At 44.2% G+C, this 6,906-nt stretch carries 6 protein-coding genes; all 6 read right to left on the reverse strand.

Annotation, left to right across the window (positions count from 1 at the left end; translation table 11 throughout):
- Positions 1-62: 62 nt before the first annotated feature.
- Positions 63-1,166, reverse strand: a complete 1,104-nt coding sequence (locus AS194_RS13100) for a hypothetical protein (protein WP_058025944.1) — start codon at positions 1,164-1,166, stop codon at positions 63-65.
- Between the two features lie 135 nt (positions 1,167-1,301).
- A complete protein-coding gene (gene aroB / locus AS194_RS13105; RefSeq protein WP_058025945.1) occupies positions 1,302-2,411 on the reverse strand; it encodes a 3-dehydroquinate synthase in 1,110 nt (369 codons plus the stop codon).
- A gap of 78 nt (positions 2,412-2,489) precedes the next feature.
- Positions 2,490-3,050 carry a shikimate kinase AroK gene (aroK, locus tag AS194_RS13110; protein WP_058025946.1) on the reverse strand — a complete coding sequence of 187 codons (561 nt, stop codon included), beginning with the start codon at positions 3,048-3,050 and terminating at the stop codon, positions 2,490-2,492.
- 205 nt (positions 3,051-3,255) lie between these two features.
- Positions 3,256-5,625: a type IV pilus secretin PilQ gene (gene pilQ, locus AS194_RS13115; RefSeq protein WP_058025947.1), complete on the reverse strand. Its 2,370-nt coding sequence runs from the start codon at positions 5,623-5,625 to the stop codon at positions 3,256-3,258.
- Between the two features lie 27 nt (positions 5,626-5,652).
- Entirely contained in the window at positions 5,653-6,186 is a 534-nt protein-coding gene (locus tag AS194_RS13120; RefSeq protein WP_058025948.1) for a pilus assembly protein PilP, read from the reverse strand.
- The coding region (locus AS194_RS13125; protein ID WP_152978648.1) for a type 4a pilus biogenesis protein PilO at positions 6,186-6,906 on the reverse strand (721 nt) is incomplete at its 5' end. The genes AS194_RS13120 and AS194_RS13125, both read right to left, overlap by 1 nt.

Raw genomic sequence — 6,906 nt, forward strand, 5'->3', positions numbered from 1 at the left:
TGTCCAACTTATGGGGGTCGGTTCAATTAGCTAGTGGGGTTTTCAATAACAGAAAATTCGTATCAGTTGCTTTTGTCCTCTATTAACGACTTGATACTGTCACTATTATTTTTAGGCGCATTATTATTTTTAGGTGCATTTGCATTACTATTTGCCCCATTGTTGCTCGTATTGGGCGGTTTTGGCGCAGGTACAGCGGGTGGTTTTTTAGCGGTGCTATTATCTGCACCTGCTGTTGACGGCTTTTTATTTTCCTGCTTGGAGTTATTGGTATTACTTTCCGTTTGACTTGATGCCTCATCAGTTGATTGTGGCTCATTACCAACTGTGCGCTCTTCTGTGACAGATAATGTTTCAGAGGTATCTGCAGATTGACGGATGCTTTCTACTGGAGTGCTATCGTTAGAGGAACGTTGACTATCGCGACTCGCATTAGTGTTAGCGGCTTCTTGCTCATTAGCCGTATTATTAACTGCTTGCGCTTGCTGACGTACTGGTATTTCACGCTTAGTCGGTTTTAGATTGACAGCGCGCGTGCGCTTCGTACTTAAGTCTTTTACTGGATCAGGACGCTCGTAGTTATCGATAATACTTACGTATCGATTGATCTCCTCCGGTAGCACACGTACATTGGCAGGCAGTTTAAAATCTGTGAGCTTTGCTGCCCCAACGGCCTCCTGTGGACTACTCATGATTCCGTAAGTCAGCATATAACGGACTTGATTTTCACTATCAAGATAGCGAAAATAAGCGAACTTATCACGATCTTCACGGCCTTCTAAATAACTGACAATCACGTCATTTTCAGCAACATTCATCACCTGCACGGTCCACTTACCTTTGTTGGCAAGTAGATAGCGCTTGTCTTTAAATTCGTCAGGATAATTACGCAAATCACGGACAGTCGTATCAAAACTAATCGGCTGTACATCGGTATCCAGCTCGTGAAGCGAATCGATTTTTAATGGTTGCTCAAACTCATCAGCCAACATTTGCGGTGCTGATACTGGTTCGTTTTCAATTTTGGCACCCATCGCTGGCGTTTGGCTTAGCATCCAGACTAACGCTGTCACAACACCTAATAGTAACGTCGCGACCAGCCAGATCAGGGCTTGACGACTGTATGATTGGCCAGCGGTACGCGTCTTCGATTTTGATGCTGCCATAGGAATATCCTTGGTAAAAACATATTTAAGAGCATTACATCAATGCTCATTCAAATAGAAGTGCAGTTAGTGCAGCCTATGAATCTGCTGTACATATCAAGTTTTAGTACGAATACTCACTAAAATTTTGATACATTATGCGCTGTGTTGTGACAATACTTCGAGCAACAGATCGTTATCGAAGTCATTGGTCACTACTGCACTCCCTATTGATTTTAACAAAATCAGCCGGATTTGTCCGTGTTTCACTTTTTTATCGTGCCCCATCAAGTCCAGAGCAGTTTGTACATCAATGGCAGGCGGTTTGGTTGGCAGGTTACCTAGCATTAAAACACGCTTAATACGCTCAACCTCATCAAGGGTCAACCAACCAATTTTTTGGGACAGTTCAGCCGCTTGCATCATGCCCGCCGCTACCGCCTCACCATGCAACCAATTGCCGTAACCTTGATGGGTTTCGATCACATGACCAAACGTATGCCCAAAGTTCAACAGGGCACGCACACCTGACTCTCTTTCATCTTGAGCGACCACATCTGCTTTGTATTGACAGCAGCGTTTCACGGCTTCGCCAAGTACTGCCAGATCCAACGCCATCATTGCAGGTAAATTCTCTTCAAGCCATGTCAAAAACGCTTCATCCATGATGAGCGCATACTTAATAATTTCAGCGACTCCTGCTGATAGCTCACGTGCAGGCAACGTTTTGAGCGTACTCATATCAGCGAGCACCATTTGCGGCTGCCAGAATGCGCCAATCATATTTTTGCCTTGCGCATGATTGATGCCCGTTTTGCCGCCAACGCTAGAATCGACTTGTGATAATAAGGTCGTTGGAATTTGGATAAAGTTGACCCCGCGCATAAAACTTGCCGCAGCAAAACCTGTCATATCACCCACCACGCCGCCACCAAGTGCGATAAGCGTGACATCACGATTGAAATGCTCTGCCATTAGTGCATCATATATTTGGTCAATGCTTGTCTGGTTCTTATATTGCTCACCATCTGGTAACACGCAAACTTTTACCGTAAACTGCTCTGCTAGCTCGTCTTCTAAAGCTTGCAAGTATAGAGGTGCCACGGTATCGTTAGTCACAATCAATACTTGGCAACCCTTAATATAAGGTGCGACTTGCTTTGCCATACTACTATCTTTTGATGTCGCATCTTCAGTAATAATGATTGGATAATCATGACTTTGCGTACGAACTGTTAAGCTATCATGAAACAGTGACGTTGCCATGAGACACTCCTTAAGCATTTATAATTGGGTAAAAGTAGCTGAGTATACCTACCTATCATATCAATAGATAATATCGGTCTACTCTTTATTGTCTTTTGATGTTGTGTCAGTACAATCAAAAAATGCGTTCAGCTGCTGCATTAATTGGCTGACCATATGACGCGGATAAGTGTGACCAGTGGGCATAATAATATGCGCAACCTGACGATATAATGGATCGCGAATACTATATAGATCTTGCAGTATTTTTCTAGGATTAGGCTGTTGTAAAAGAGGCCGTGACTTGTCTTTAGAAGTGCGGGCCATTTGCACATCGACTGGGGCATTGAGATAAACCACGATGCCACGCTGTCTTAAGAACTCTCGGTTTTCAGCAGCCAATACTGCGCCACCGCCAGTTGCCAATACAATTTGAGGGGCTTGAGTCAGCTCATCAATGGCACGTGTTTCACGCTCACGAAAACCCGCTTCACCTTCTTTGGCGAATATCCAAGCAATGTCAGCACCGGTTTGCGATTCGATATACCAATCACTATCTACAAAAGTGCGACCTAACTGCTTGGCCAGTAACTTACCGATCGTCGTCTTCCCCGCTCCCATCGGACCCACTAAAAACACCGACGGCAATTCCTGCACCATAATACTCACTCAGCTAAATTAGCTATCATACAACGTCATTGATATTCTGGCTAGTAATGCGCTGTGATTATTGTTAGTAATATTTAGCGCTTATCGTCCATTAATCCATGCATATAGCTCGCAATATTAAAGATGCTAAGTTTATGCCCAAAAAAAAGTAAGCACTAAGGCTTACTTTTTTAGTGAATAATAAACAAATTTATGATTAATTCAAGCGACTTGTACCATCATTGATCAATTTTGGTGTGACAAATATCAACAGCTCTTCCTTATTGTTATTGCGCACATCTTTACGGAATGCACGGCCAATGTATGGTAAATCGCCTAAAAACGGCACTTTGTCCACATTGTTGTTGGTACGGTTTCTAAAAACCCCACCCAATACCACCGTTTGACCATCTTCAACGATCACATTGGTTGAGATAGAATCCTCGGAAATAGCCACCTGATTGTTGATAATAGTCGGCGTACCGTTAGTAATAAGTAACTGCAGACCAATTTTGCCATCAGGGGTAATATTTGGCGTCGCCTCTAAACTCAGTGCCGCTTCTCTAAAACTGGTTGTAGTTGCGCCGCTCGCTGAGGCTTCCTGATAAGGAATCTGGGTACCAGAAGAGACTTTTGCGGTTTGCTTGTCGGCCGTCAAAACTTTCGGGGTTGAGATGACTTCACCGCGATTGTCTGCTTGCAATGCTGATAGTTCAAGATCAAGCATCACATCAGATAAACTTAATAGGCCAAAAGCGATACTACCGGCTGGAGTATCCACCCCTAAATCAACGTTTAAGTTATCAGGACGGCTGATGTCATATGAAGGATAAGAAACCGTTTGCCCGTTAATTGTGGTAGTTTCTATATCAAAATCTTTAAGATCTGCTAGTGTCTGGTTGCTACCACCAACCAACAAGCTACGGTTATTGGCTGCACCATTTGATAAGATTCCCCAGCGAACCCCAATCTCTTTACTAAAGCTGTCAGTGGCACTAACGATACGCGCTTCAATCATAACCTGACGCACAGGGATATCAATCTTGCTAATTAAGGTACGAATATTTTCAATGCTATTTGCCACATCTTTGACAATCAAGGTATTGGTACGCTCATCAACTGTTACCGTACCACGATCCGACAACAACGTATTATTGTCATTTCCACGATTTGTAAGTCCGCTCGTGCCCCCTATACCGCTACTACCAGATGAGCCACTTCCTTGAGAAATCAAAGTCAGGACATCTTGTGCTTTTGCATAGCTCAAACGAATATATTCAGTACGTAATGGCGCGTAAGATTGAACAGCTTGCTGCGCTTCAAGCTCACGTGCTTCTTGTTCAGCGAGTTCAGTAGAAGGCGCAACCAAAATCACATTACCATTTTCGCGCTTGCCTAGATTTTTACTTTTTAGGATAATATCGAGTGCTTGATCCCAAGGCACGTTGATCAAACGCAAGGTGATGTTACCAGCGACTGAATCACTCGCAACGATATTCATCTCGGTAAACTGCGCTAAAATATCTAACACGCTGCGAATTTCAACGTCTTGGAATTCCATGGACAGTGGCTCGCCGCTGTATACTCTCTCCTCAATTGTCGGCTCACGTAGCAGCTCAGGCTTGCTAATACTAATATTTAACTGATTGCCTGACTGGTAAGCTTGATACTCGTAATCATCAAACATATTAATAGTGATGACACCATTTTGTCCTTGGTTTTTAGTATCGATGCTACTCACCAGACCACTATTAATATTTAATCGACGTAGCAAGTTTCTTGGGACCGTACTGCCTGTTAAACGTACGACAAGCTTATTACCTTGGCGTTGTACATCTACCGGAATGGCTTCGTTGGCAAGTACCATGCTGACGTTACCGCCACCATCATTACCTGCCGAAAAATTGACCGCGCTGAGACCATCATAGCTGTATTGCTTACTTACTTGTGCCGCAGCAAGTTGCGGGTTCAACAATGGGTTAACCCTCACCACCATCGTATCGGCTGGTACTTCGTTTTCTACCACGACGGTATTATTTGTACTGACAGCCGCAACGGGAACCGTGCTGGTCTCAACGATTGGCGTGACGACTGCAGTGGTGGTGATGCCGCTAGAGTTATTAAGGACATCTTGTATAGGGTCACTAGTAATCACTGGACGATCAGGATCTGTAATGGTCAGTAGTAGCTCGTTACCCTCAATCGCTGTTGTATAATTGCCTGATTGCTTGAGGCCAACGATAAGACGCGTCGTACTGTCGCTACTCAACGTGGTGACATCATTGACCATACCGATATTGTATTCGTTGAAACGACTGGCAAGACCGTTTTGTACTTGTTCAAAGTCTAATACCAAGCGGCTAGGATCATCAAGCTGATAGGCTGCAGGCAATACTGGTAAACCTGTGAACCCCAAACGCATTTGTGTCACTGCTGGTGCAGTTTGCACTACAGACACATTATTGATGCGCTGTGCAGCGTGGGCGCTACTACTTACTGCCACCATGCTGACTGCCAGTGCTGAAATGGCAAAAGCAGAAGAAACGCGGTTGCTCATCATCATTACCTTGTTATTGCGTACTGTCATTATTTATTCCTCAAAAAATCTGCCGACTTAGCTTATAGGGGATACCAGCGACTGGGGTTTTTCAATAAACCCAGCGCGGCTGTCTGGCACAATTTCAATCAAGTTGATCTGGGTCGGCGTGATTTCAACAATACGGCCGTCATTCAATCCAAGATAATCACCTACCTTCACACTAGCAACTGAACCATCAGGACGTTGTACCAATGCGTATCGCTGACCTTCAGGCGACACTACTACGCCTCGAAAAACCAGTTGCGATAACTCGTATTGTTCAAGTGGTTCTTTTACACGTGTAATATCTGGGCGCACGCCATCAATAGAAGTGGTAGGACCCTCTACATTCACCAAGCTCGGTGGTAAAAACGGGCTGCGCTGTGAGCTTGCACTATAGACGAAGTCTTCTACTAGTTCAGCTTTGGGTGGTGGTTCGATAGGCTGCGCTGGCTGGTTACGGATGTCAGTCATCGCTTGCTCTGCCATACCGATACGATCCGTACAGCCAGTCATCGCTAGCACTGAGATACTTAAAGTCAACAGCATGGGTAGTTTTTGCATACTCATTAGTTACCTCCTGCATTTGCATCAGTAGCGGCGGCATCACCTGCAGGAGCCGTTTCATCTTCAGGAGTCGCTTCTTTTGAACGATAGGTTTTGGTTTGCAAGACTAGATTAAGCTCAGGTAAAACATCTAAGCTCGGTTGTGGATTACTCACCTCAAAATCGTGCATGGTGATGATACGAGGCAGTGCTGCAAGGCCACTAATAAAACTACCAAACTGATGATATTCACCTAAAGCAGCAATGCGAATCGGTTGCTCAATGAAAAATTCATTTTCAATCTCAGGTTCGACAGAGATGTCTTGAAAACGAATATTACTACCGACACCTGTCATATTGATACCTTCTACCAGCTCTGACACACGCGTGTCTTTTGGCAACTGGTCTAATAAGGTATTAAACTCCGTTTCCATCTGAACGACCTGTGCTTGATAGGCTTGTAGGTGACGCGCGCGCGATTCTTTTTCACGATAGCTTTCAAGCAAGGTCTGTTGCTGACTTTCAGCAGCATTGATCTCATCGATTTTGCTACTAATTGGTAGCGCCCATGATAGGGCCGCTATAAAGGTAATAATAAGACCGATCACCGTCACCTTCACTGGTAGCGGCCAGCTGCCATAATTTTCAGAGTCTAGTGACTCAAAACTGCGACGAAATTCATTAAGATCAAATTGCTTCTTTGGTTTTGAAGCACTTTTTTTGGTCTTAATTAGGTTTTTTTTA

Source organism: Psychrobacter piscatorii (genome assembly GCF_001444505.1).
Taxonomy (GTDB): Bacteria; Pseudomonadota; Gammaproteobacteria; order Pseudomonadales; family Moraxellaceae; genus Psychrobacter; species Psychrobacter piscatorii_B.

Bases quoted from the DNA above. Each gene is read 5' to 3' on its own strand.
- AS194_RS13100 (WP_058025944.1), bottom strand. From the start codon at position 1,166: ATGGCAGCATCAAAATCGAAGACGCGTACCGCTGGCCAATCATACAGT.
- aroB (WP_058025945.1), bottom strand. From the start codon at position 2,411: ATGGCAACGTCACTGTTTCATGATAGCTTAACAGTTCGTACGCAAAGT.
- aroK (WP_058025946.1), bottom strand. From the start codon at position 3,050: ATGGTGCAGGAATTGCCGTCGGTGTTTTTAGTGGGTCCGATGGGAGCG.
- pilQ (WP_058025947.1), bottom strand. From the start codon at position 5,625: ATGACAGTACGCAATAACAAGGTAATGATGATGAGCAACCGCGTTTCT.
- AS194_RS13120 (WP_058025948.1), bottom strand. From the start codon at position 6,186: ATGAGTATGCAAAAACTACCCATGCTGTTGACTTTAAGTATCTCAGTG.